This window comes from Robertmurraya phoenicis, assembly GCF_047302285.1.
In the GTDB taxonomy this organism is placed as follows: domain Bacteria; phylum Bacillota; class Bacilli; order Bacillales; family Cytobacillaceae; genus Robertmurraya.
Map to the genome: position 1 here is coordinate 2,975,703 of NZ_CP154845.1, position 25,285 is coordinate 3,000,987.

At 38.3% G+C, this 25,285-nt stretch carries 25 protein-coding genes; 1 reads left to right on the plus strand and 24 read right to left on the minus strand.

The window, feature by feature from the left end; translation table 11 throughout:
* Positions 1-37 precede the first annotated feature (37 nt).
* The 20 genes from AA0X71_RS14870 to AA0X71_RS14965 form a co-directional block, all read right to left on the minus strand.
* Entirely contained in the window at positions 38-739 is a 702-nt protein-coding gene (locus tag AA0X71_RS14870) for a DUF881 domain-containing protein (RefSeq protein ID WP_413356083.1), read from the minus strand.
* Complete coding sequence (locus AA0X71_RS14875; RefSeq protein ID WP_413356084.1) at positions 717-1,502, minus strand: cell division protein FtsQ/DivIB; 786 nt, start codon at positions 1,500-1,502, stop codon at positions 717-719. The genes AA0X71_RS14870 and AA0X71_RS14875 overlap by 23 nt, the downstream gene beginning before the upstream one ends.
* Positions 1,503-1,736: 234 nt before the next feature.
* The gene (gene murB / locus AA0X71_RS14880) at positions 1,737-2,645 is read right to left on the minus strand and encodes a UDP-N-acetylmuramate dehydrogenase (protein WP_413356085.1); all 909 of its coding nucleotides are present in this window, start codon (positions 2,643-2,645) and stop codon (positions 1,737-1,739) included.
* A 77-nt stretch (positions 2,646-2,722) separates the two neighbouring features.
* Positions 2,723-3,814 carry an undecaprenyldiphospho-muramoylpentapeptide beta-N-acetylglucosaminyltransferase gene (gene murG / locus AA0X71_RS14885; RefSeq protein ID WP_413356086.1) on the minus strand — a complete coding sequence of 364 codons (1,092 nt, stop codon included), beginning with the start codon at positions 3,812-3,814 and terminating at the stop codon, positions 2,723-2,725.
* Between the two features lie 301 nt (positions 3,815-4,115).
* Complete coding sequence (gene spoVE / locus AA0X71_RS14890; RefSeq protein ID WP_413356087.1) at positions 4,116-5,216, minus strand: stage V sporulation protein E; 1,101 nt, start codon at positions 5,214-5,216, stop codon at positions 4,116-4,118.
* A gap of 71 nt (positions 5,217-5,287) precedes the next feature.
* Positions 5,288-6,640 (minus strand): UDP-N-acetylmuramoyl-L-alanine--D-glutamate ligase, encoded by a 1,353-nt coding sequence (gene murD / locus AA0X71_RS14895; RefSeq protein WP_413356088.1) that lies wholly within the window; start codon positions 6,638-6,640, stop codon positions 5,288-5,290.
* Positions 6,641-7,615 carry a phospho-N-acetylmuramoyl-pentapeptide-transferase gene (mraY, locus tag AA0X71_RS14900; protein ID WP_413356089.1) on the minus strand — a complete coding sequence of 325 codons (975 nt, stop codon included), beginning with the start codon at positions 7,613-7,615 and terminating at the stop codon, positions 6,641-6,643.
* A 3-nt stretch (positions 7,616-7,618) separates the two neighbouring features.
* Entirely contained in the window at positions 7,619-8,071 is a 453-nt protein-coding gene (locus AA0X71_RS14905) for a hypothetical protein (RefSeq protein ID WP_413356090.1), read from the minus strand.
* 83 nt (positions 8,072-8,154) lie between these two features.
* A complete protein-coding gene (locus AA0X71_RS14910) occupies positions 8,155-9,624 on the minus strand; it encodes a UDP-N-acetylmuramoyl-L-alanyl-D-glutamate--2,6-diaminopimelate ligase (protein WP_413356091.1) in 1,470 nt (489 codons plus the stop codon).
* Positions 9,625-9,878: 254 nt separating this feature from the next.
* On the minus strand, positions 9,879-11,819 hold the full coding sequence (locus tag AA0X71_RS14915) for a stage V sporulation protein D (protein ID WP_413356092.1): 1,941 nt from the start codon (positions 11,817-11,819) through the stop codon (positions 9,879-9,881).
* A gap of 192 nt (positions 11,820-12,011) precedes the next feature.
* Positions 12,012-12,401 carry a thiol-disulfide oxidoreductase DCC family protein gene (locus AA0X71_RS14920; RefSeq protein ID WP_413356093.1) on the minus strand — a complete coding sequence of 130 codons (390 nt, stop codon included), beginning with the start codon at positions 12,399-12,401 and terminating at the stop codon, positions 12,012-12,014.
* A 187-nt stretch (positions 12,402-12,588) separates the two neighbouring features.
* Positions 12,589-14,772, minus strand: coding sequence for a penicillin-binding protein (locus AA0X71_RS14925; protein ID WP_413356094.1), 2,184 nt, complete (start codon positions 14,770-14,772; stop codon positions 12,589-12,591).
* Positions 14,769-15,125: a cell division protein FtsL gene (gene ftsL, locus AA0X71_RS14930; RefSeq protein ID WP_413356095.1), complete on the minus strand. Its 357-nt coding sequence runs from the start codon at positions 15,123-15,125 to the stop codon at positions 14,769-14,771. Before ftsL ends, AA0X71_RS14925 begins: the two co-directional genes overlap by 4 nt.
* Before the next feature lie 36 nt (positions 15,126-15,161).
* Entirely contained in the window at positions 15,162-16,094 is a 933-nt protein-coding gene (gene rsmH, locus AA0X71_RS14935; protein WP_413356096.1) for a 16S rRNA (cytosine(1402)-N(4))-methyltransferase RsmH, read from the minus strand.
* A 66-nt stretch (positions 16,095-16,160) separates the two neighbouring features.
* Positions 16,161-16,592 (minus strand): division/cell wall cluster transcriptional repressor MraZ, encoded by a 432-nt coding sequence (gene mraZ / locus AA0X71_RS14940; RefSeq protein WP_019152887.1) that lies wholly within the window; start codon positions 16,590-16,592, stop codon positions 16,161-16,163.
* 175 nt (positions 16,593-16,767) lie between these two features.
* On the minus strand, positions 16,768-18,402 hold the full coding sequence (gene bshC / locus AA0X71_RS14945) for a bacillithiol biosynthesis cysteine-adding enzyme BshC (protein ID WP_413356097.1): 1,635 nt from the start codon (positions 18,400-18,402) through the stop codon (positions 16,768-16,770).
* 225 nt (positions 18,403-18,627) lie between these two features.
* Complete coding sequence (locus AA0X71_RS14950) at positions 18,628-19,017, minus strand: DUF3397 domain-containing protein (RefSeq protein ID WP_413356098.1); 390 nt, start codon at positions 19,015-19,017, stop codon at positions 18,628-18,630.
* 1 nt (position 19,018) lies between these two features.
* Positions 19,019-19,921 (minus strand): 2-dehydropantoate 2-reductase, encoded by a 903-nt coding sequence (locus AA0X71_RS14955; protein WP_413356099.1) that lies wholly within the window; start codon positions 19,919-19,921, stop codon positions 19,019-19,021.
* A gap of 172 nt (positions 19,922-20,093) precedes the next feature.
* The gene (locus tag AA0X71_RS14960) at positions 20,094-21,635 is read right to left on the minus strand and encodes an acyl-CoA carboxylase subunit beta (protein WP_413356100.1); all 1,542 of its coding nucleotides are present in this window, start codon (positions 21,633-21,635) and stop codon (positions 20,094-20,096) included.
* A 23-nt stretch (positions 21,636-21,658) separates the two neighbouring features.
* Positions 21,659-21,871, minus strand: a complete 213-nt coding sequence (locus tag AA0X71_RS14965; RefSeq protein WP_413356101.1) for a biotin/lipoyl-containing protein — start codon at positions 21,869-21,871, stop codon at positions 21,659-21,661.
* A 218-nt stretch (positions 21,872-22,089) separates the two neighbouring features.
* Between AA0X71_RS14965 and AA0X71_RS14970 the strand changes: the two genes are divergently transcribed.
* Positions 22,090-22,563 (plus strand): N-acetyltransferase, encoded by a 474-nt coding sequence (locus AA0X71_RS14970; protein WP_413356102.1) that lies wholly within the window; start codon positions 22,090-22,092, stop codon positions 22,561-22,563.
* A gap of 58 nt (positions 22,564-22,621) precedes the next feature.
* Here the strand turns inward: AA0X71_RS14970 and AA0X71_RS14975 are convergent, their stop codons facing one another.
* The 4 genes from AA0X71_RS14975 to AA0X71_RS14990 all read right to left on the minus strand — a co-directional run bounded on the left by AA0X71_RS14975 (position 22,622) and on the right by AA0X71_RS14990 (position 25,029).
* Positions 22,622-23,221, minus strand: coding sequence for an RsfA family transcriptional regulator (locus AA0X71_RS14975; protein WP_413356103.1), 600 nt, complete (start codon positions 23,219-23,221; stop codon positions 22,622-22,624).
* A 103-nt stretch (positions 23,222-23,324) separates the two neighbouring features.
* Entirely contained in the window at positions 23,325-24,089 is a 765-nt protein-coding gene (locus tag AA0X71_RS14980) for an enoyl-CoA hydratase/isomerase family protein (RefSeq protein ID WP_413356104.1), read from the minus strand.
* Positions 24,090-24,245: 156 nt separating this feature from the next.
* Positions 24,246-24,419: a 50S ribosomal protein L32 gene (gene rpmF, locus AA0X71_RS14985; RefSeq protein ID WP_009791160.1), complete on the minus strand. Its 174-nt coding sequence runs from the start codon at positions 24,417-24,419 to the stop codon at positions 24,246-24,248.
* A gap of 85 nt (positions 24,420-24,504) precedes the next feature.
* Complete coding sequence (locus AA0X71_RS14990; RefSeq protein ID WP_413356105.1) at positions 24,505-25,029, minus strand: YceD family protein; 525 nt, start codon at positions 25,027-25,029, stop codon at positions 24,505-24,507.
* Positions 25,030-25,285: the final 256 nt, after the last annotated feature.

Below are 25,285 nucleotides of genomic sequence, written 5' to 3' on the forward strand. Positions count from 1 at the left end.
ACCCAACTTTCTATACTTGTGGACAACTTTGAAAGTTTTACGAACCTAGAATTGGTTCAAGTATAATCTCTTGGTTAACCTCTAACTTGAATTCAACATTTTCATTTACAAGCCTGTCCTTTACTCCCCCCGTAATATTCAAGGCAGAAGATAGAACATCAGGTTCACCAATCGCCGTAATCACAAACGGAGCAGGATGAGGATTTCCATCAATCTCTATGACAGGACCGTTACAAACGATATAAGAGTTATGTGAAAGTCTTTGTCCATTAATCGCGACAGCTGTTGCACCTGAAACATATAATTCATTTACAACATTAAATACATGATGCTCATGTACAAGGTAATTGTTGATATTGTCTTCATTCGGGTTATACTGGCCGTCCGCTAATGTTACTGTAACCCCTTTTCCTCTCACTCGAACCTTACCAAGAAACATTCGATATTTTTCCGCATCCTCTGCTAGATTGAAAAAGACTTGCTCTTCCTGAGCTAACTCTTCTTCCGTCTCTCGAACTTTCTCCTGTTTCTCAATCAGTTCTTGTTGTAGTTGACGATTTTTTTCCTCTTGAGCGATTAATTGATTACGTAATTCGATGTCTCGCTCCCATTGACCGTTCGTTATTGCCTTATCTGTATCATTAACTTGTGTGAAATGATATGAAAATGCCATGATAAAACCTAAAACTAGACCGACCAACGAGAGAATGACATGCTTACCCTTCACCTTCAGTTTCATTCTCTTCTTCAGCACCTTCCCATTCATAAGCTTTAAAGAATGAACCAACTTCTAAGTCAATAACACCTTTAATTTCTGGATCCAGTTGGCTAACAATAGAAGGATAGTGGGCCATTTTATCGGAAAAGCTTCTTATGGATGCACTTACTTCAAACCCATCATTCATAAATAATTTAATATGATAAGGGTCCGTCTCTTTCGGATCGAGATGAATTTCTGAAATCGAGTTCAGTACCTCAACCGGAATATTATTTAACTCGTCAATCATTGCCTCCATCGCATTACCTTCTGAGAAAGAAAAAAGAATAGGTGAATTAACGGGAATTGTCCCGGACTGTTCTTCTAAAATGTTCCCATTTTCAAGAATCGGTAAAAACAGGCCATCCTTCATGATATAAGCAATTCGTTTCCATTCTTTCAAAGTGATCGCAACATTATTTGGGAACTCTACTTCAACAGTAGCTGATTTTACCTCAGTTAATTCCTCAAGCTTTTCCACTACTTCGTTTTCGTTAATCTTCCAAACGTTCGTATTCTTAGTCAATCCGCTTAAAGCGATTAACTCATCTTCAACATAAGCTTCATTGCCTATTATCTTAATTATATTTACATGACTAAGCGGTGATTGGAAATAAACGACGCAACTGATAAGCAAAAAAAACAAAAACAATAGAAAAATAAGGCGTTTATTTGCTTTCCTCCGTCTTTGTTGTTTTAGCTTAGGAACGCGATCTTCTAGCGAAACGATCTTCCCTTTTTCCAACCTATTCACCCCGATTTTCCCATTCCATTTCCATTTACTTTACGTATAAAAGGCTTGTCCAAATCTAGTATTAACATAAATCGAATTACCAAGCCGAACATATATATATCATCATAAAAAGAGAAAACAACGGCACGATAACACATGCCGTTATTCCTACTTTAATACATGTATAGGGTTCTATATAGTGTTATATTATACCATAAATAATAGCAGCAAAAGGGGGAAAAAGGACTATTTTCGTCCGATAATTTCTACTTCTGTCTCCATTTTCACCTGATATTTTTCAAAGATCTGATCCTTCACATATTGGATAAGAGAAAGTACATCCTCTGCTTTCGCTCCACCATTATTCACGATGAAATTCCCGTGCATCTCAGAAATCTTTGCTCCACCGATGGAATAGCCCTTTAATCCTGCTCCTTCTATTAGCTTGCCCGCATAATTTGGTAATGGGTTTCTAAAGATACTGCCCGCACAAGGAGAATCCCATGGTTGCGTCACTTTTCGATATTCTTTATTTTTCTTCATCTCAGCTAAAATTTTCTCTTTATCCCCTTCAACTAATTGAAAAACCGCTTTTATCACAATACCCGGACGTTTTTTCTGCAGTACGGAAGTCCGATATGAAAACTCCATTTCCTCATTCGAGATCCATTCTAGCTGCCCGTCCTCGAATAGGATGAGTGCTTTTTCAAGGATTTTCGAAATATCTGATCCATGAGCTCCCGCATTCATGTATACTGCACCGCCAACTGAGCCTGGAATTCCACTAGCAAACTCAAGCCCGGCTATGCCTTTTCTACTGATTTGGGTAGCTAATGCAACGAGTGAATATCCACCACCAACCATAATCTTTGTGCCGTCCATTTCAAGTTCATTGATCCCTGTTCCAAGCTTTATGACGACCCCTTCGATCCCTTTATCCGATACTAGAAGATTTGACCCTCTTCCAATCGCCCTCCAGCTTACGTTATATTCACGGATAAGATCCATCGTGATTTGCAAGTTTTCAACAGATGATGGTTCAACAAAACAGTCAGCAGGACCACCAATTTTTATCGTAGTGTGATTAGCTAATGGTTCGTTTTCCTTCACTTTTCCTACATTTTGTTCTATCAATTTTGTGCTAAGTTCGATCATCTTAACCTCCCTTTCATGCTTGTAGTTAATTCATTATATGTGTACTGAGAAATTTTGATTTATGGTTCATCCATTACTTAGCGAGTCAGTTCCTCCATGACGTTATAGAGACGTTTAGCGGCATCCTGAATACCAAGTTCTTTAGCAGATTTTTTCATCGAATTTAATAGCTTCTCGTCCATTAAAATGCGATCTATTTCTTCCACTAATTTTTTACTGGTCAATTCTTTTTCTAAAAGTAGTTTTGCTGCACCACGATCACTTAAGGAGAGAGCATTTTTTTCTTGATGATTATTCGTCACATAAGGGCTCGGAATGAGAATACTCGGAATCCCGAGCGATGTTAATTCCGCAAGAGTAGTCGCTCCTGCACGAGAAACAGTCAAATCAATCCCCGCTAATACTTCTGGCATATTATGGACAAATGGTTTAATGACCACATTAGCAGGATTTCCGACTAACTCCACCTCTTTGAGGACTTCGTTATAGTGGGCATCACCTGTAATGTATAAAATTTGATACGGTTTACTACCGAGCTCTGAAAGTGATTTAATCACCGCTTCGTTAATTGGTCTAGCTCCACGACTTCCGCCAAAGATTAAAACGGCTCGTTCCCCAGTCTTTAAATCGACCGACAGTCTTCCTTTAACGCCATCTTGTCCTAGTACTTCTGAAGCACGCGGATTTCCAGTAAAGACAACTTTTTCGTTCGGAAAAAAGTTCTTTGCCTCTTCAAAACAAATCGCGATTTTATTGACGTAACGACTTAAAAATTTATTTGTCAATCCTGGTACACTATTCTGTTCGTGAATGATTGTTGGAATGCCCAGTTTTGCAGCTGCATACACAACAGGTCCACACACATATCCACCAGTACCGATGACTACGTCTGCTTTAAATTGCTTGAGCATCTTCTTACTATCGGATACACCTTTTATAAATCGGTAAATGGTTTTCATATTATCGAAAGAAAGTTTTCTTTTGAATCCAGTAATATGTATAGATTTAAATGGAATATTTTCTCTCGGAACGAGTTTTCCTTCTAAACCTTTTTCTGTGCCAATATACAAGAACTCAGCTTCTTTATTTTCTTTTTGTATTTCTCGAATTAAGGCAAGTGCCGGATATATATGTCCTCCGGTACCTCCTCCACTAACAACAATTCTCATTTTTTCACCTCTTGAGTATCTTTAAAAGCCGTATCAATCGTAGTTGGTTTTCTCTATTTGGTAAAATCCTTCAAGGGAGATGGTGGTTATTTGCGCTTTACCCATTCTACTATATTATCAAGAATCATGAGATAACAACATGATAATGTTATTTATTTTTAATGTTATCGTCATAATAGGGCGTTCACTTTCATTTTACTAAAATGTGAGCTAAATATCTAATTGTAGCCTAAATTGAAAGAAGCCCTGATACCAGGGCTCTTATTAGGATTATTATATTGTTTTTTAGTACGTATTGAAATTAATATCTCGAATGGCGACTTATATTTAGAAGTACACCTATGGCAACAAGCATGAGTGTTAGAGAGGAACCACCATAACTGAGGAATGGTAAGGTTATCCCTGTTACTGGCATTAGTCCTGTCACGACGCCAATATTAATCATAACTTGAATGGCGACCATCGCAATAATTCCAACAGCTAAAAAGCTTCCAAATAAGTCAGGTGCACCTAGAGCAATTCTTATGCCTCTCCACAAAAGTAGAGCAAAGAGCAAGAGAACAAAGGAACCACCGATAAAACCTAATTCTTCTGCTAAAATCGCAAAGATAAAGTCCGTCTGAGGTTCAGGCAAGTAAAAAAACTTCTGTCTACTTTGACCAAGTCCTAACCCAAACAATCCACCCGGACCGATAGCATATAAGGATTGGATAATCTGGAAACCACTATTTTGCGGGTCTGACCACGGGTCTAAAAATGATGTGATCCGTTGAATACGATACGGTGCTGAGATGATAAGACCGACGAATCCTAGCAGCCCAATAACACCTAAGCCAACGAAATGACTGATTTTTGCACCTGCTACAAATATCATGACGATACAAGTGCCTACCATTACAGTGCCTGTCCCTAAATCAGGCTGAAGCATAATCATCCCGAAAGCGAGAAATACTAATCCTAATGAAGGGAATAGTCCTTTTTTTAATGAAGTGATATTCTTTTGATTCTCCGATAAATACTTTGCCAAAAATGCAATCATGGCCAGCTTCATAAATTCAGATGGCTGAACGGAGAAAGCTCCAACTCCTATCCAACTCCTCGATCCGTTTCGAACATTCCCAATTCCAGGAATTAGAACGAGCACTAAAAGGACAAAACAGATAATTAAAATGATCTTCGCAAATTTCCTCCATGTCCAGTAATCAATATTCATGACAAAGAACATAGCGAAAATTCCCACCCCCGCAAAAAGCATTTGTCTTTTCGCAAAGAAAAAAGAATCATTAAATTTATAATCAGCCCAAATCGCACTGGCACTATAAACCATGATTAAACCTAGAGCAAGTAAAGCAAATGTCACGATCAATAGAATAAAGTCAGGAGTAGATCTTTTTGTCGGCAATTTATCCACCTCGAATGCAAGTTTAAAGGGCCGAGTTGTGTCATGCCAAACATACGAAGTTGGACTAGCCCTTACTTAAGCTTATGCACCGCTTCGATAAAAATGTCTCCCCTAACCTCAAAAGTTTTATACTGGTCCCAGCTAGCACATGCAGGTGATAGTAGCACCACATCTCCTGGGCTAGACAGCTCAAAAGCAGCGGGTACGGCTTTTTCAACATTATCGACACGGATGATCGATTTTATTCCTGCCTCATTTGCTACTCTCTCTATTTTCCCAGCCGTTTGTCCAAACGTTACGATCGCTTTGACTTGATCCAAATACGGTCGTAATTCATCAAATTCATTCCCTCTATCTAAGCCACCTGCAAGTAATACAACCGGTTCCTTAAACGCAGCTAACGCCTTGCTTGTTGCTAAAATATTGGTCGCCTTTGAATCATTATAAAATTTTCGTCCTTCTTTCTCTGCAATAAATTGCAAGCGATGCTTAACCCCTTTGAAGGAGTTTAACACCTTAAATATGGCCTCATTGTCTACTCCAGAAAGCTTAGCAGCTGCCACTGATGATAATATATTTTCGAGATTATGTTCCCCTGGTAAGACAATGTCTCCAACATCCATAATTTTTTCATCAATAAACCAAATAGCTCCATCTTTCACAAAAGCACCATTATCGACGATTTTCTTCGTGGAAAATGGAATGATTTGTGCCTTCGATTGTTTCGCTAATTCAACAGCTTGCTCTTGATCAACATTGACAATTAAGAATTCATCTTCTGTTTGATTTTTTGTTATATTGGCCTTTGCTTTCCAATATTCACTTAAGTTCCCGTGATAGTCTAAATGCGCTTCATATAGATTCGTGATAATTGCAATAAAAGGATTAAAACGATCAATTCCCATTAACTGAAATGAAGATAGTTCAATGACTACCATATTTTCATCTGTCGCCTCTTGCGCTACATCTGATGCAACTGTACCAATATTCCCCGCAATTAGAGGAGATTTCCTTCCCTCACGAAGCATTTCAAATACAAGAGTCGTCGTTGTTGTTTTGCCATTTGTGCCTGTAATGGCGACAAATGGCGCTTCTGAAATTTGATAAGCCAGTTCTACTTCTGTAATAATCGGAATACCCTTTTCAAGTGCCCTTTCAATCATTGGATTATGGTATGGAATCCCTGGGTTCTTGACGATTAATTCGAATCCCTGATCGATTAATTCGATCGGATGCTCGCCACAAATAACGGTAATCCCCTGCTCAAGTAATCCTTGCGCCTCTGGATTCTCCGATAAAAGCTTCATATCATTTACCGTTACAAAAGCCCCCAACCTATGTAAAAGCGAGGCTGCACTCACCCCGCTTTTGGCTAGACCTAATACTAATATTTTCTTATGAAAAAATGTTTTTATCTGCTTCAATTACAACCACACCTCGATATAGATTCCAAGGACAGCAAATAGCAGTCCAACTGTCCAAAATGTAACAACTACACGCCATTCAGACCATCCAACTAGTTCATAATGATGGTGCAGTGGACTCATTCGAAAAATCCTTCGTCCAGTTGTCTTAAATGAAATAACCTGTAAAATAACGGACAAGGTTTCGATTACAAATACCCCACCGATGATGATAAGCAAGATCTCAAGTTTTAAAAGAATCGCTACTGCAGCAATCGCTCCACCAAGTGCAAGCGAACCAGTATCACCCATAAACACTTTAGCAGGATGGGCATTAAAAACGAGAAAACCTAGTACTGCCCCTACAACAGCAACTGAAAAAACAGCTATTTCTAATTGGGATAGACTCCATGCTAATACAGCAAAAGCTCCAAAAGCAATTGCAGCTGTCCCCGAAAGTAAACCATCTAGTCCATCGGTTAAGTTTACTGCATTAGAGAAGCCAACTAACCAAAAGATAATAAACAGTACATAACCCCAGCCTAAATCTATTGAGAAATTTGTAAGTGGAATCGAAACCACTGTTGAAAAATCATAATGTTGTAAGATTAAAAAGAAAACAACAGACACGATGATTTGCCCGATTAATTTCTGTAAAGAAGTAAGTCCAAGGTTTCTCTTTAAAGCCACTTTAATAAAGTCATCTAGGAAGCCTAATAAGCCAAACCCAAAGGTTACAAAGATTAATAAGTACGTATGGATAGTAGGCTGTGCATACTTTCCAATCATAATAAATGTTGTCACTACGATTGATAGTAAGATCACAAGACCACCCATAGTTGGTGTCCCTGATTTCTTCAGATGGGATTTCGGTCCCTCTTCCCGAATGCTTTGTCCAAATTTCAACCTTCTTAAGAAAGGAATAAATATAGGAGAAAGAATGACTGAAATCAAAAATCCTAATAATATCGTAAAAAATATAACTTGCTCGAGCATTTTCTATTCCTTCTCCTCTCGAAACTTCTCTATCAGTTCGTTAATTTTTGCTTCTATTACTGCCTTATCATATGTTTCATAAAAATCATTAAGAAGTTTTCCGTCTAAAAACAGGAAATTTGTTTTGTCCTTTTTATCGACTGCTTCTGCTTTTAATCTATCACGGTAAGCGTTCAAAATGTCCTTTGTTCCATTTGCAATATCACCTGTATAGAATACCGGAAAGTGATTTGGTGTATATTTAGGAATCGCTTTCCCCTTTTCCCAAACCACAGCTACCGCTCCATTAGCGATGGCTTGTTGAAGATCTTGTGTATTGGTATCTAATGGAATATAGAGGCCTTTCGGTTGGACTAAATCCGCTCTAATCGAAACGGTTTGAAAATGTAAATCGAACTCTCTGATCCCTGTTACATCTGGAAAAATTGCAGATAAGTCTTCATATGTTAAGAACATCTTATCTCTCCTTTGCCCCACTAAGTGAAGTGACGTCATTTGCCATCGATAATCGATGGCTGTCCTTCTATACACTGTAGACCTTAACTTTTTTGCAGTTGTTTAATTGCTTCTTTAGCTACTTCACGGTCATCAAAATCAAAAACTTTAGCACCGATTAACTGGTAGGTTTCATGACCTTTTCCTGCAATCAGGATAACATCACCTGGTTCAGCCATTTCGATCGCATGATATATTGCTTTTTTACGATCAACCAACACCTCAAAGGATTGGCCAGTAACCCCTGCTTCCATATCCTTTAAAATTTGTTCGGGATCTTCACTTCGTGGATTATCAGAAGTGAAGATGGAGCGGTCACTGTAATCACAAGCAACCTTTGCCATAATCGGTCGCTTCGTTCGGTCCCTATCTCCCCCGCAACCAACAACGACAGAAGTCTTGTTTTGTGCGAACTCCTTGATCGTTTTCAACACATTCTCTAAACTATCAGGTGTATGAGCATAATCTACAATTACTGTAAAATCTTGACCAGCATCGACTAATTCAAAGCGTCCTGCTACTCCTTTTATGGTTTGAATGGACGTAATCGCATTTTCGATTGAAATTCCCGAGCAAATCGCTGCCCCGATACTAGCAAGAGCATTATAAACACTAAATTTCCCGATTAAACTCATGGTGACCTTGTAAATTCCAAAAGGACTTTTTAATTCAAACTCTGTCCCTTGTGAAGTGATTTGAATGTTAGTGGCTCGAAGATTGGCGTCTTTATCGATACCATAAGTTAGCACATGGCCACTTGTACTCTCGATGAACATTTGACTGGCTTCATCATCCACGTTTAGAACAGCAAATTTGGGATTATGCAAATGATATGTATTACCCAATTGAGAAAATAATAAGCTTTTTGCTCTTTTGTATTCATCCATCGTATGATGATAATCGAGATGATCCTGTGTCAAATTCGTAAATACGGCAACATTAAAGTCCGTTCCATGGACTCGGCCTTCAACTAGAGCGTGTGAAGAAACTTCCATTACTGCCGTTTGTACACCAGCCTCGACCATTTGCTTAAATGTCTTTTGCAAAGTCAAACTTTCTGGCGTCGTGTTTTTCGTTTCTATTTGCTTAGAACCTATTTTCGTATACATCGTTCCAATTAAGCCAGTTTGCTGGTTTGCATCAGAAAGTATCTTTTCGATGAGATGACTTGTTGTTGTCTTCCCATTTGTACCCGTAATTCCTATCATATGAAGTTTATGACTAGGTTGACCATAAAATGCATCAGATAATACAGCCATTGCTCGTTTTGTACTTTCTACGACAATAACCGGAACTGCTAAAGATAATGGTTTTTCAGCCAAGACGGCAACTGCCCCTTGCTGCACAGCTGATTCAGCGTAATCATGACCGTCCACTGTATATCCTTTTATACAAATAAAAAGACTGCCTTTTACGACTTTACGATTGTCATTTTCGATTGAATCAATTTCAGGATTATCGACATTCTCACAATTAATGAAATGAAGACTCTTAAGTAAAGTATGTAAATTCAAATTGATCATATCCTCTCTTAAAGGTACGGACGCCTTGCTTTTATGTGTGGGATCCTTTTTGGTCTAAGATGTGTACGCTTTTTGATGGATGCCTTCGAGAGTACTCTTTCAAAAACTCGCGCTTTTTATTTTACATGAAAACCAAACATTTCGCTATTTTTTCTCAGGATATTGTTCTGTTTTGAAATAATAGCTAAAATTTTGAGTTATACGAAAAAAGCGAGAGGCGAATTATACTCTGCCTCCCGCCTTCATTATTCTTCTTTATCCTCTGTTTCCGGATCATCAAAATACAGTCTGATTGTCGATCCTTCCTTCAACTTTATACCGCCTTGTGGTGTTTGCTTAACGACTGTCTCACCTTCTCCACTGGCATCAATTTTGAAATTCACAAAAATCTCTCTAATATCTTTTTTCTTCATCCCGACCATATCTGGTACCTCAATCATAACAGGGTCTTCCCAACCCTTTCTAACCTTATCAATTTGATCTTCACGTGGCTCTACTCCGATAGCTCTCAAGCTATCGCCCATAATATTTCCAACAATAGGTGCGGCAACGGTGCCCCCGAACTGAAGCGTCCCTTTTGGGTTATCGACTGCAACATAAACAACTAATTGCGGATCATCTGCAGGTGCAAAGCCAATGAAGGAAACAATGTGATTGTTCTCCATATAGCGGCCATCTTTCACTTTTTGGGCAGTTCCAGTTTTTCCACCTACTCGATATCCTTCAACGAACGCTTTTCCTCCTGTCCCTTGTGCGACAACTGTTTCAAGGGCATGTCTAATCTCTTTTGACGTTTCCTCTGAGATGACTTTTCTTTTCGCTGTTGGAGAGGTTTTCATGACGACATCTCCACTAACTGGATCAACTAACTCTTTTGCTATATATGGAGTGTAGAGAGTTCCTCCATTAATTGCAGCAGACAGTGCCGTAACCTGTTGGATTGGTGTCACCGAAACCCCCTGACCAAAAGCCGTAGTCGCTAGCTCAACAGGTCCTACCCGATCTAGGTTAAAGAGAATCCCTTTTCCTTCTCCTTGTAAATCAATACCTGTTTTCTCCCCAAATCCGAAATCTTTGATATATTTAAAAAGCGTCTCTTTCCCTAATCTTTGTCCCAATTCTACGAACCCTGGGTTACAAGAATTTTGCACGACCTCTAAGAAGGTTTGGCTTCCATGCCCTCCTCTTTTCCAACAATGAAGAGTCGAACCGTTCACCTTTATAGAACCTGAATCATGAAAATGATCCTTTTCTAAATCGACTTTCCCTTCTTCAAGTGCCGCTGCTAAGGTAATAATCTTAAAAGTAGAACCTGGCTCATATGTACTCCAAACCGGCAAATTTCGATTATATACTTCAGGGGCAACATCTTGAAAATTGGTTGGGTTAAAACTTGGCCTACTGGACATCCCTAATATTTCTCCCGTATTCGGATCCATCGCAATCGCAATCGCTCCATCTGGATTATAGGTAGCCTCCGCTATGTCAAGTTCTCTCTCGATAATGCTTTGCACTTTTGAATCAATCGTTAATTTCAAGTCAAGGCCATCTACTGGCGCTTGGTAATCATCAGCTTTGTCGTTCATACGATTATGCTTTGCATCGGCATAGAACTCGACAGAACCCCTTTTCCCTTTTAACTGTTCATCATAATACAGTTCAAGCCCCATCAAACCTTGATTGTCAATGCCTGTAAATCCTAATACATGTGATAAATATTCCCCAAACGGATAATATCTCTTTGAATCTTTACCAATATAAACACCTGCGAGATCAAGATTTCGCACTTCAGCTGCCTTTTCATTTGAAATTTTTCTCCCCTCAGATAATCGCACATTTAAACTTTTCTCTGTTATCTGTTTGTATATCTTTTCTTTAGAAGCCTTCAAGACAGCCGCCAACTTTTCTGCTGTTTCAGCCGGATCCTTCACTTGTCTTGGAAACACATAAACCGTAGGCGCACTCATATTAGTTGCTAGTGCTACACCATTTCTATCAACAATCTCTCCACGATCAGGTTCAAATGGAATTTCACGGCTCCATAAATTTTCAGCCCCATCGGTTAACCAATCTCCAAGAAAAAATTGGACATAACCAAGCCTGATATCAATGATAAAAAAAATGAGAAAACCAGCAAGCAATGCAATTGTTAACCTTTTTCTAACTGTTACATTCGAAACTCGCATATCGAACGAACCTCCCTTATGTTTGGCTCGTTCAAATATATGCTTGTACAAAAACAAATAGAACGAACCAATTGTTAAGGTGCGTTCTAGATTGTCTTTTTGTCATATTTAGATGGAATTGCGGTTAAAATCCGTTGATTTTCACACAAGCAGGTGGCCAATTCTTCTGGCAGCTGAGTTGATAATTCGATATTATAAGAACCGTTTTCTTTCTTCTGGAGATGGTAACATACAACTGTCTTTTTTCCCGAACCATTTATATCTATTTTTAGCGATCATTCCATAAAAGAAATCTCTTAAAGGTTTCGGGATAACTAATAGGAAATACAGTAACTTCCACGCTCCTTTTAAGTTCTTACAAACACGAAGAGCTGCCGATGATTTAAAATAACATTGTTCACCCTCTATAAGAACAAAACTATCTATCTCACTTGAAGCGTTATAATTATTCAATAACTTTTTCCCGATATCGCTTTGCAACGAAGCAAACTTAAAGACACCATCTGGGTCTCTTTTGATGATAAATTGTACGCTTTGGTCGCAAAAATTGCACTCACCATCAAATAAAATAGTCCTTCCCATATCCACCCCACCTTTTTAAGTAATTCATTTATTACTTATAATTCGTATTATACCTGACTTTCATAAAAACACCTTTTTCAACCGGAAATTCTCCGCATATTTTTAACAATAGAAAAGACTGTAAACAAATTTTGTCTACAGCCTGGAACGCACCAAATTGTTAAAGTGCTTGTATCTAGCTATTCTTTCATCCACCTTTAGGAAGTAGTTCCTCTTCTTCCTCCACGTCAGCGACTTCTTCTTTCGTATCAGGAGTCTGTAGTTGAACAACTAGGTAATCCCCTTCTTTTAATCTTGTACCTGCTGCTAAATTTTGCTGGCTCACATAACCACTACCCGTTATATTTAATTGAAGCTTTGCTAAATTCGCCACCTTCATGACATCTCTCAGTGACCAACCTAACATATCAGGTAGTGTTATTTCACCATTTGTTTGCACGATTACCTTTTCACCTTCTAACAGCGGTTGTCCTTTTGCAGGGAGCTGGTTCACAATTTCGGAACCATTTCCTAGGACTACCGCATTAACACCTAGATCTTGAAGTGCGCTCACACCATTCTCAACACTGCGACCCAATACATTTGGAATCTCGATCGTCTTTGAAGCTTCCACTTCAGTGGGCTGAATGCTTAAATACTGGAGACTATTTTGCATCACCTGTTTGAAAATCAAGGAAACTGGTTTATATCCATCAGAAGAATTATCGATTTGTGGTTGCTGAACCATGACGTAGACAATTAACTCTGGATCATCTGCTGGCGCCATTCCCATAAAAGAAAATACATAATCATTTTTCCCATGAAGATATACACCATTTTGCGTTAAGTTTGCCGTTCCTGTTTTTCCAGCAATATCATAGCCTTCTATGTTATATCTCTCATATCCAGTTCCTTTAGGAGAAGTGATAACCGTTTCCATAATTTCCCGCACTTTTTTTGCTGTTCCCTCAGATATTGGATTGCCTACCACTTCTGGCTCTGACTTTTTGACGGTCTTATTCGACGTTGGATCGACCACTCGATCAATAATTTGCGGCTTTAACATTCTGCCATCACCGGCAATAGCTGTTGCTGCCTGGATTTGTTGTAGCGGTGTAATCGCTGTCCCTTGACCATAACCTGTTGTTACTTTATCAAGTGGATAATTGTAAACAATTTTCCCTCCTGTTTCATTAGGGAGCTCAATTCCTGTTGGATCTTCGAAACCAAACTTTGTTAAGTACTCACGATACGTATCGAAACCGAGCTTTTCTTGAACAATTTTCGCAATAGCTACGTTTGAAGATCGCTGAAAACCCTCTAAATATGTGATAGGTCCCCAACCGACTTTGTTATGATCTCGAATTGCATCGGAATTTTTCGTAGGTTTATATGAACCAGACTGATATTGTTCATTTAGATTTAACACTTGCTCTTCAAGGGCTGCTGCAAGGGTAAAAATCTTCATCGTTGATCCTGGTTCATATGATACTTCAACCGCTTCATTCAACCATGTTTTCTCAATACCCTCTCGCGTTTTTGGATGAAAGGTAGGTCTTTGCCCCATGGCCAAAATATCACCTGTTTTGGGGTCTGCGACAAGGGCAACCATTTTTGCAGGCTTATATTGTTCATCAGCTTGATTTAACGCATCCTCCAAAAATGTTTGGATTTTCTTATCTAAAGTTAAATAAACATCTTGACCATCTTTGGCTGGAGTAATTTTTTGTTCACTATCAGGGAGAATATATCCCCATAAATCACTTGAATAGTTAATAGAACCATTTTCCCCTGTCAGGATCTCATTTAAGGATTTTTCAAGTCCTAATTGTCCGACTGGTATCGTCTCTCCTTCTTTCGTATCCACATACCCAATTAAATGAGACGAAAACACACCATTTGGATAAAAACGTTTGGATTCTCTAACAAAAGTGATACCCGGTAATTTCAATTCTTCTATCTCTTGCTTCGTTTGTAGAGGAATATCTTTTCCAGCTCGACCAAATTCAACCTGGAATAAACCTTCCTTTGATAAAATTCTTAGAATCTCTGATTCTGACAAATCGAGATATTTTGCTAGCTCTCTGGCGGTTTTTTCTTTATCGGAAACGTAATTTGGTTTCATGCTTTCATCTAAAATCGCAACCACCGTGTACGAAGAAGTATCTTCTGCGATTACTTCTCCATTTCGATCATAAATCGTTCCTCTTTTCGCCTCTAATACCCCATTCTTGTTATAGATCTGCTGTGCCTTCGCTGCCAACGGTTGCCCAGCAGCTTCTCCTGTTACTTGAATAGAGACGAAGCGAAATATTAAGACAAAAAAGAGCAGGCAAAATAAAATAAATAAAATTGCTGCTCCTACATTCATATTTGGCTGTTTCCTAATCATTGCCCTTGCACAACCTTGACGTTATTTTCGTTTAACTTCAAACCAAGTTCTTTTGCTTTTGCCCATATTCTTTCATATGTACTCAGTTCCTCTACTTGCATGGTCAGATCCGCGTTCACTTTTTGTTGGGACTCGATCGATGCTGAAGTCACTTGGATATCTTTGTTAATTTCGTATATGGACGCTTGATTTGAAATAATTTGAACAGCACCAATGCAAAGAGCCGCACAAAATACTACCCCTAATATTTTCTCACCAGGAGAGAAACCCAATCTATTTTTTCGTACGATTTTCGGTGCTTGCACCTGTTTCTGTTGTTGTTCTTGTTGAAGCTTCCTTGCTAAATTTCCCATTCTTTTCCCTCCTTGGATTTGGATATTCACTAAAGGCTATAGCTTTTCAGCAATTCTTAATTTTGCTGATCTAGCCCGATTATTTTCTTCCAACTCTTCTTCTGTTGGTAAAATGGGTTTTCTTGTAACGAGCTTTAATACAGGCTTGTACTCATCTGGGATAATCGGAAGTCCATGAGGTAAATCTGGTATCTCACTTGCTTTCTTAAAGGTCACTTTACAAATTCGATCCTCTAAGGAATGGAAAGTGATCACACTAATCCTCCCACCTGGAGCTAATATTTCGATGGCTTGCTGGAGTGATTTCTCGAATACTCCTAATTCATCATTGACGGCAATACGAATCGCTTGGAAAATCCGTTTTGCTGGATGTCCACCCTTTCTTCTAGCCGGTGCAGGAATTGCATCCTTAATAATATCGACAAGTTCCCCTGTCGTTTCAATTGGTTTATTTTCCCTGGCTGCTTCAATTTTACGAGCAATTTGTTTTGAGAATTTTTCTTCTCCATAACGGTGGAAAATTCGTAATAGATCATTGAAACTCCATTCATTCACTACATCATAAGCAGAAATAGGTGCTTCTTGATCCATTCTCATATCAAGTGGGGCGTCGTGGTGGTAACTAAATCCTCTTTCTGGAGTATCTAGTTGCGGGGACGAAACTCCAAGGTCATACAAAATTCCGTCTACCTGATCGACTCCTCTTTTGGCAAGCTCTTCTTTTAAATATAGGAAATTGCTTTTAATGATCGTAATCTGCTCACCATATTGGGCCAACTTTTCTTTAGCATTGGCAATGGCGATATCATCCTGGTCAAAGGCGTACAGCTTTCCCTTTGACGAAAGCTTTGAGAGGATAAGTGAACTATGTCCTGCTCCCCCCATCGTACAATCGACATATATTCCGTCTGGGTTAATATTTAGTCCATCTACCGTTTCATGTAATAACACTGTTGTATGCTCAAACATGCTTGTCCACCTTTCCAATCGTAAGACTTAGGAGTTAATAATTTTTGATGCTATGTGTGATCGAAATTAAATATCAAATCCAATCATATTTTCTGCAATCTCTGCAAAAGATTCTTCTGACTCTGAAAAATAGTCTTCCCAAAGATCCTTACTCCATATCTCAATTCGATTGGAAACACCTAACACAACACATTCTTTATCTAGTTTTGCGTATTGCATCAATGGGGAAGAAATGTTGATCCTTCCTTGTTTATCAAGTTCACATTCAGTGGCACCTGAAAAGAAAAATCGAGTAAACGCGCGGGCATCTTTTTTCGTTAATGGTAATCCTTTTAATTTTTCTTCAATAAGGGACCATTCAGATAGCGGGTAACCAAATAAACATTGATCTAGGCCTCGTGTCAAAACAAAGGTTTCGCCTAAATGATCACGAAACTTGGCGGGCACGATAAGACGACCCTTCGTATCAACATTATGATGGTATTCACCCATAAACATACCCACTACCCCCACTCTCTAACCTAAATGTACCACAATCCCCCACTTTCCTCCACCTTAATTTATAAAATTCTTTATTCGATTAAAAAAACCTTCCTATTTAATGAAAATAGGAAGGTTTTACTAGATAGAAAAAAGACTTTATCTTAAGATAAAGTCTTTTTTTATTTATCTCTTATATTTTTACGATTTTATGTGTCCCATCAAATTCAAAGGAGAGCTCTGATAATCGCTCCACAAAATCTAATCCGTATTTATTTAAGAAATAATAAATATTCCACATTCTCTCCTGCGGTCCACCAAATGGCCTAATAGAATAGTCGATATGATCAAGTTGCTTTATGGCTGTGTCATGCTTTAAAAGCAATGCTTCTTCGATTTTTTCTTCCATAAACCCAATTTGGTTCAACAGAATCGATTCATTTTTCTTTAACAGAGGTAGGAGACCTTTATACTCCTTTTCTGTCTGCTTTTTAATTGCTGAATAATTTTTAGTTAGTTGTTCTTTCGTTTCAGAGAATAAATGCTCAAAACTCGTATCTTTGACAGATTCTAAAAATGACTTTTTATGTTCGGAAACACCACTCTGTATAATATCCAGTAAGTCAAATTTCCAATCATTCATACTTGATTCAATTTCTCTCTCTAAAAGAGTAATATTGATTCTCGGAATGATCGGCGGCATTTTCATGTCGAAGACTTCAAACGCACTCTTCAATTCCGCCCAATAAGATATTTCCCCTGGTCCAGCTATAAAAGCTAATGTTGGAAACAGTTTTTCTTGCATGAGTGGTCTTGTCACCACATTATTACTCATTTTTTCAGGCTGTTCACTGGCAATCGTAAGCAATTCTTCCTTCGTGAAAGAAATTGTGCCATCCTTTCCAACAAAAACGTTCGCTTCCTCGTCAAATTCAAGGAGCACTCTCTCAAAATGTTCTTCATCATAGTAAAACAAGTTTGCAGCCTTATCTGAAAGCTCGATTGTTCTCGAAAATCCTTTTTTAGCAAGTTCAGTCTGTTCATTTTCTACTGCAGAAGTAATCGTTACAGCATTGTTAATTTGCTCAACTAATATTTCCTTTTCTAGTTGTCGCAGCTTTCGATTTCCTGAATCGACAAGTAATAATCCTTGTTCCTTGAACAATTCCATGACGATATAAGCGAAAATGTCAACAAACGTTTCTGAGTTTTCCACAGCCTTTTTAGAAAACTCAAGTAAATGGTTCGTGTGGTTTGTTTCTCCGAAGGTTTCAATCACAGCTTCTATCCATGATTGACAGACCTCTTTATTCAGAATACAGTCCGTAACCATTCTTTTATCTAACACTTTGCTTGGATACACCCATTTTTCCAATTGATTTCGATTCTCTAAGTATACATGGTTTACTTCTGCGTAATCGTGATCCTCACCAGCAATCCAAAATAAAGGGACTACAGGAACTCCTAGTTCTTTTTCCTTCTGCTTGGCGAAGGAAATGATTGAAATCACTTTATGTATAGAATATAAGGGACCCGTTAAAATTCCAGCCTGTTGTCCACCGATGACGACAACACTATTATTGTCCTTTAACTTTGCTATCGATTCGAATACTTTATCCGAGCTTGGAAATGGCTTCATAAACTCTTCAATATGACCCGCCAACTCCTGCCTCATAAACGAACGCTTGGACAATTCCTCCAACCTTTTTTGGTAATGAGAGGGATTTTGATATTGATAATGAAAAAAATTCTTTACCTCGTCAGTCCCATTATAGTAAGCCGTAGCAAACTTATTCGTAGCTGGGAGATTGAGATTCATCATCTCCATTTATGTACTTCCTTTCTAAGCAACAATTTACTACGTATGAGTATATCACTGAATAACCACAAATAAAAAAACTTTGCTTATACGAAAAGTGGAGGCGGCTTGTTAAGGCCCGTACAAACTGGAAGGGCCTCGAAGGAGATAAAGGAAATCCGATGAGCGTTAGCGAATCGTGATTGACTTATCGCACAGAGGGGACCTGAAGTTTGATAGGGACTAGCCTACCGTTCATGAAATCGCGTTAGAAATGCTGCGTACAATCCCGATGATTAATAAAACGGTATATGCAGAGAAGAAAACAAGGAAATTAAAACGCCAAAAACCTCGGAATACTTTATGATAATCGATTTCTTCTTTCACCTTCCAATGTAGAAAGACAACTAACACCCCTATTAAAAGAATGAGGATCAATATTAACCACAAAAATGATTTATTCCAAATGGTCATAATTAAATAATGAACAGAAATCATAAATAATACCGTGCTCCCATCCAATGCCATCTGAACGGCTCGACGATGTTGTTTTGTCGCTTGCTTACATATAACAAAAATAATGATATACCCTAAGATAGGAATGGTGATAAGTGCTGCCGCAACATTTGAAAAGACATTTGACATCTTACTTTCCTCCTCCCTCCACTTCACTCCCTTTAATGAGATGAAAAAAAGTGGTTATGAGTGGGGCGTGAATATTCTTCTTCTCTGCTTCATCTATTAAGTAACCTAAAATAGCCTCGACCTCTGTCTCTCGTCCCGCGTGCAAATCTTTCAGCATGGAGGACTGATTATGGGCCGTATTTCGACAAATTCGCTTTACATTTTCAAAATATAGTTGTTCTTCTTCAAGCACTAATATGTTGCTAATCTCTTTAAATAGAGTAGTAAAGGCTTGATAGTAATGAGGATTATCTAAAAGCATACCATTTTGCACCTCTAAAAGAGCAGTAAGCGGATTAATCACCGCATTGGCAACGAGTTTTTTTTGCAACATCTTTTTATAGTCATCTTCGAAAGAAAATGGAAATTTCTTTACAGTACTACCCATTAGCTCACGAATGATTTCTTGGTTCCAACCTTGATAGACTGCTATTTTTGTTTGACCTTCTCCTGTATGATAAACAATTTGATCGTTCTCACGATAAGCACCGTGTTCAACCGAACCAACTAGAACATGCTCTAACTTATACTGGTCAATGATTTTTAGATGTCCCATTCCATTTTGAATAAATAGAACGGTCTGTTCTGTCGATAAGCTTATTTTTTCAAGCACAGTTTGGAGCTGATATTGTTTTACACAAACGATGACAAGATCAAAAGGAGCGTCTTTTTCCCATTCTCCAAATCCCTTTACATCTAAATATGTATGAAAAGAATCCTCCCGTTTCCTTACAACAATCCCTTTTGCTTCTATTTCAGCTTTTTGCGATTGTCTTCGAACGTATAGAACGACATCGTGCTCCTTCTTTAAATGGTAGGAAAACAAAAGACCTATAGCCCCTCCGCCAATAATGGCAACTCTCATTCTATCGCCTCATTAATCATCTTTTTAAACCTATTCATATTTTACCAAAGACAAGGTCTATTTTCTCAGATTTTGTTGTTTTTCCACGAAAAATTAATTGTACAAGATTAACAAGACAAAAAAAGAAAGCCTAAAAATTTTTTTAAGCTTTCACACAGTTCTACTTATTTGCCTAGACTGGGTACACAGGATGCTTCTTTTCGTTCAACTTTACATCCTTCTTCTCATAAATAGTCAGTCGATTAATGAGTGATTTTCTTAATTGAGAAGGGGCAACGATGTCATCGACAATCAGCTCTGAGGCAAGCTTAAAAATATTGATCTGTTCTTTATATTCTTGTTGTTTTGCCTCGATAAAAGCGAGCTTTTCTTTTGGATCAACGATCTCATTTATTTTATTTGAGTAAACTGCATTGACAGCCGCTTCTGGGCCCATGACTGCAATTTGAGCAGTCGGAAGAGCGACACAGTAATCTGGCTCAAATGCTGGACCTGCCATTGCATAGAGGCCCGCTCCATACGCTTTTCTGACAATCACCGAAATTTTTGGAACTGTAGCTGAACTCATCGCTGCGATTAGTTTTGCTCCATGGCGGATAATCCCCGCTCTCTCCACTTTCGTTCCTATCATAAAACCTGGAACATCAGCGAGAAAAAGTAAGGGAATATGGAATGCATCACAGAGCTGAATAAACTTAGCCCCTTTATCAGCTGAATCAACCAAAAGCACTCCACCCTTTACTTTCGGTTGGTTAGCGATAATCCCAACCGGTCTTCCGTCTATTCTTGCTAACCCAGTAATGAGTTCCGCTGCAAAAAGTTTTTTAATTTCAAAGAAACTCCCCTCATCTATGATCGACTCAATACAATCATACATATTAAAGGGAGCGTTTTGATTTAATGGTATGATTTCTTCAAGCTGTCTACCTTCCTTTGGCAGAAGCGACTTTTCAATCCTTGTTTTTTGTTGATAATTTGCAGGAAAATACGATAAATACATTCTTGCTGACTGAATGGCTTCTTCTTCATTAGATGCAAGAATATCACCACAGCCACTGACAGTACAATGCATTCTCGCTCCTCCCATTTCTTCCAGGGTGACTTTCTCCCCGATCACTTTTTCAGCCATTCTTGGTGATCCTAAATACATAGAAGCGTTCTTGTCGACCATGATGACGATATCACAAAAGGCAGGGATATAAGCGCCCCCCGCCGCTGAAGGTCCAAACAAAAGACAGACCTGTGGGACCATTCCCGAAAGCTTAATTTGATTGTGAAAAATTCTCCCTGCTCCTCGCCTGTTCGGAAACATTTCCAATTGGTCTGTAATTCTCGCTCCCGCTGAATCAACTAGATAAAACAAAGGAACTTTTAGCTTTTCAGCTACTTCTTGAATTCGTATAATTTTCTCGACCGTTCTCGCTCCCCACGATCCTGCCTTTACGGTTGAATCGTTTGCCATCACACATATCGTTTGGCCATTTATTTGGCCGATAGCTGTTACAACCCCATCAGCAGGTAAATGGCCATCTTCACAATTGGCAAATTTACCATCCTCTTCATACTTCCCATCATCAAAAAGCAATTCCAGTCTTTTGCGAACAAAGAGCTTATTTTGAGATTTTAATTTCTCATGGTATTTCGGCGCTCCCCCCTTCTCAATTTCCTTCTGCATTTGTACAAGATTTGCCGCTAATTCATGAACTGTATCCATATTCCCCTCCAAATATATTTTTGTTACTCTAGTACGAGCAGTACGTCCCCATCATTAATAAAATCGCCTGTTTTTACCTTGACCTCTTTTACAGTTCCTTCAATCTCGCTCTCAATCGGAATTTGCATCTTCATCGACTCTATCACGATAACTTCTTGTCCAACCTTTACCACATCATCCTGTTCCACCAAAACATTAGAAATAATTCCAGCGATTGTTGCAGTGATCATTTTCATTTTAACCCCCTCCTTAAACCTTCCTTTTTCCTGTAAAGTTTTCTTCTTCTCATTCGCTAACTATGTGATTCTTAATAATTCCCTGTAATCGCTTACTCTTTTTTGTGAGTATTTTCTGTCTTTTTGTTATATAATGAAATATAGTGATCACCATACTTCAAATTAAATATATGAAACTACAAAGTTATTCATGATTAAAGTTGGCTGGGGGGAGTTAGATGGAATATAAAGTAGAGAAATTAAAGGTGAATTACAAAACATTAGAGGAATTCAAGCGATTTAAAGAATATGGTTTACAGGAACTTTCCATGCTTGAGGACTTGCAAGCAAACATCATTGATAATGACAGTGAATCCCCTTTTTATGGGATATATTTTGGAGATTTATTGGTTGCTCGAATGAGTCTATACAAAGTAGATGCAAAATTCAATCGATATTTTGAACCACCAAATGATTTTCTCGAGTTATGGAAGCTTGAAGTAATTCCTGATTATCAAGGGAAAGGCTATGGAAAAGCACTAGTAGAATTTGCAAAGAAAATGAATTTACCAATTCGAACAAATGCTAGAATGAAATCAAAAGAATTTTGGGAAAAGATGGAGTTTGAATCTGTGACCTATGATATGGCCAGGGATCGAGGGGAAAACCCACTTTTCTGGTTCCCTGAAGACTTCTCGCAAAAAGAAATTTAAACCATATACAAAAAGAAGCGGACAATGTTTCCGCTTCTTTATTCGTTTAAGCTGTATTCTATTTTTCTATCCTTTCAAGATTCCCATTTTTATCCATCTGAAATTTTACCTTCTGTTGTCGATCTTCCTCTTGAAGAACAACCATCTTCCTTGCTCTTTCCATAATTTCGATAAGGGCCTTATAATCCTGTTCAATGGTCTGTAATTCTTTCTTCAAACTCTCATTTTCCGCAGTTAAAAAAGCTACTTTTTTCTCTAATTCTTGAATCTTTTCCTGTGATTCAATGGATTCTTCAAATTCTTGATAAAGGATCTTTATAGTGCTGACCAAATCTTCGAAACTAATCTTCGGCTTTTCAACCTCTTGAGAAGCTTCTGTTGCAATTTCCTTTTCATTCGCTGCTGGTTCAGCAACTGATTGCGCCTGTTTTCTTAACTCCTTACGCTGCTTTTTTGCCAATTCTATTCCAGATTTATATTGCTTGCGAACATAGGAATTCCAGCGAAACCCACAGGCTGCAGCAGTTCTTGAGAGTTGTATTCCCACCTCTTCAAACGCTTGAAGCTGGGTACCCCCTTCGCGTATATGCCTTAAAACTACTTCAGCTAGTAGCAAGTCTTCATCATTTGACCAAGCATCTTGACGATTCGTGGGCATAGGTCAATCCCTCCTAGTGTATTCTTTTTATTCATACATATGCAACTACTAGAAGAGATAGACTGATAATACTCAAATATCAATTTATATTAATCATGTATGGTCAGTTTTTACGATTGAGAAATTTTTCAACTTGCTTGTGGTGAGCCTCTTTTTCCCAAAGCTCAGAACATTGACGAACTTCATGTTCTATTCTTTCTTTTAATGCAACCTTCTTCCACTTCCGAATTAAGATCTCTTTATATGCTGTTAAGACCGTTCCTTCCATGTTTAAAGTGGACCCGAAATGATCTCGCAGTCCTTCCCAGCGATCACCTTCATATATGTATTGGACAAACCCTAAGTCCAGTAATTCCTCAAACTCAAATAGTTTTGCCTCGAAGAGCATCTTCATCCCCATTGCATGAGGTATCCTTTCCAATAAAATGGTTCCACCCCCCCACCCCGTTGTGATGGCTAATTTCCCTTGGACAAACCCTGCCTTTACTCCTTTTTTAGCAATTCGAAAATCACAAGCTGCAGCAATTTCACAGCCACCACCTATCGCAACCCCATTTATCAGTGCAATTGTAGGCTTTGGGAGCATCATTAACTCATATAATAATTCTCCCATTTTAGAGAGCATTTGATAGGCTTGTTCTACTGTTCGTAGTTCATGGAATTGAGACAAATCTCCACCTGAACAAAAAGCCTCATCTCCCTCACCTGTAAGGACAAGAGCTTTTATATTAGATGTTCTGGCTAATTGCAGCGCCTCTTTGAGCCCATCCATCACTTCAAAATTGACGGCATTTCTTTTTTCTGGTCTAGTGATTGTAAAACTTAGGATGCCATTCTCCCGCGCATGAATATCATAAGACTTTGACATCTCCTACCACCCCTCTTTCTTTCATTAAACTTCTAATTTGTCCAAAAAACAAGAGAGAGAGAGGTAATCTAAGACTAGCTTTTCTATTAGGAATCTCCATGAACGACAAAAGCACAGGAACAAGTTCGTCCTGTGCTTTAGATCTCATATTGAGTATTAGTCGTTTACTACTTCTTTTCCTTTGTATGTTCCACAAGCTTTACATACACGGTGAGCAAGCTTCATCTCACCACAGTTTGGGCATTCTACCATACCTGGTACCTGTAGCTTAAAATGAGTACGACGTTTTCTCTTCGCAGTTTTAGAAGTTCTTCTAAAAGGTACAGCCATTATTCCCACCTCCTTAAAGAGTATTAAGAAAGTCATGAAAGCTAGTCTAGCTAAACTTTCAACAGTTTCTTGTCTTCTTCAATCACTATGAATTGGAAGAAGGATCATTTTGATCAAGTAATTTTGCAAGCCCTGCTAAGCGAGGATCGATTTTATCCTTCTTTTGCTCATGAATGACCTCCCAATCATTACCAGATTGTGGAGCTCCTTCTTCGCTTGATCCATCGTCACAGAAAACTTGTATAGGTACTTCAAGTAAAAGGATTTCCTGTAAGACCGGATTAAGGTCAATCACATCACCTTTGACTTGATGAACTTCCTCATCAGTTTCGTATTCCAAACCTTTTAAGAGGAAGGTTTCAGTTGTTTCTACATCGATCGGATAATTCACGTCAACTAAAGTACGAGAACAAGGAAGAATTAAATGTCCTTTAATCTTCAGATGAAACGTTACTTTAGATGAGTCAATATCTGCTCGACCAGTGATATGCATTGGTGAAACCGAGCGTATCGTTTGATCGACTTCTTTTATCTCATCAAGGTTTACCATCTCATCAATTGGGTATTCCTTGCTTCGATGTTTTTGTAACTGACTTATGGTCCATTTCATAAGAATCACCTCAAGGCAACAAAGGTTATTATAGCTTTCCTATAATTATTTGTCAATATTTTTTCTTTACAGTCCGAGTAGATTATAAGCGATACTTTAGACAATAAATCATTTCGGATTAAATGTCCATTTCCTAGTATTATGGACATAATCAGATATTTTGAAAAGGAGAAAATTAAATAATATTGTATATGATGCACCATGAAAAATTTTGTACAATAAATATAGAGAGAAAGACGATGAAAAATGTATTGGA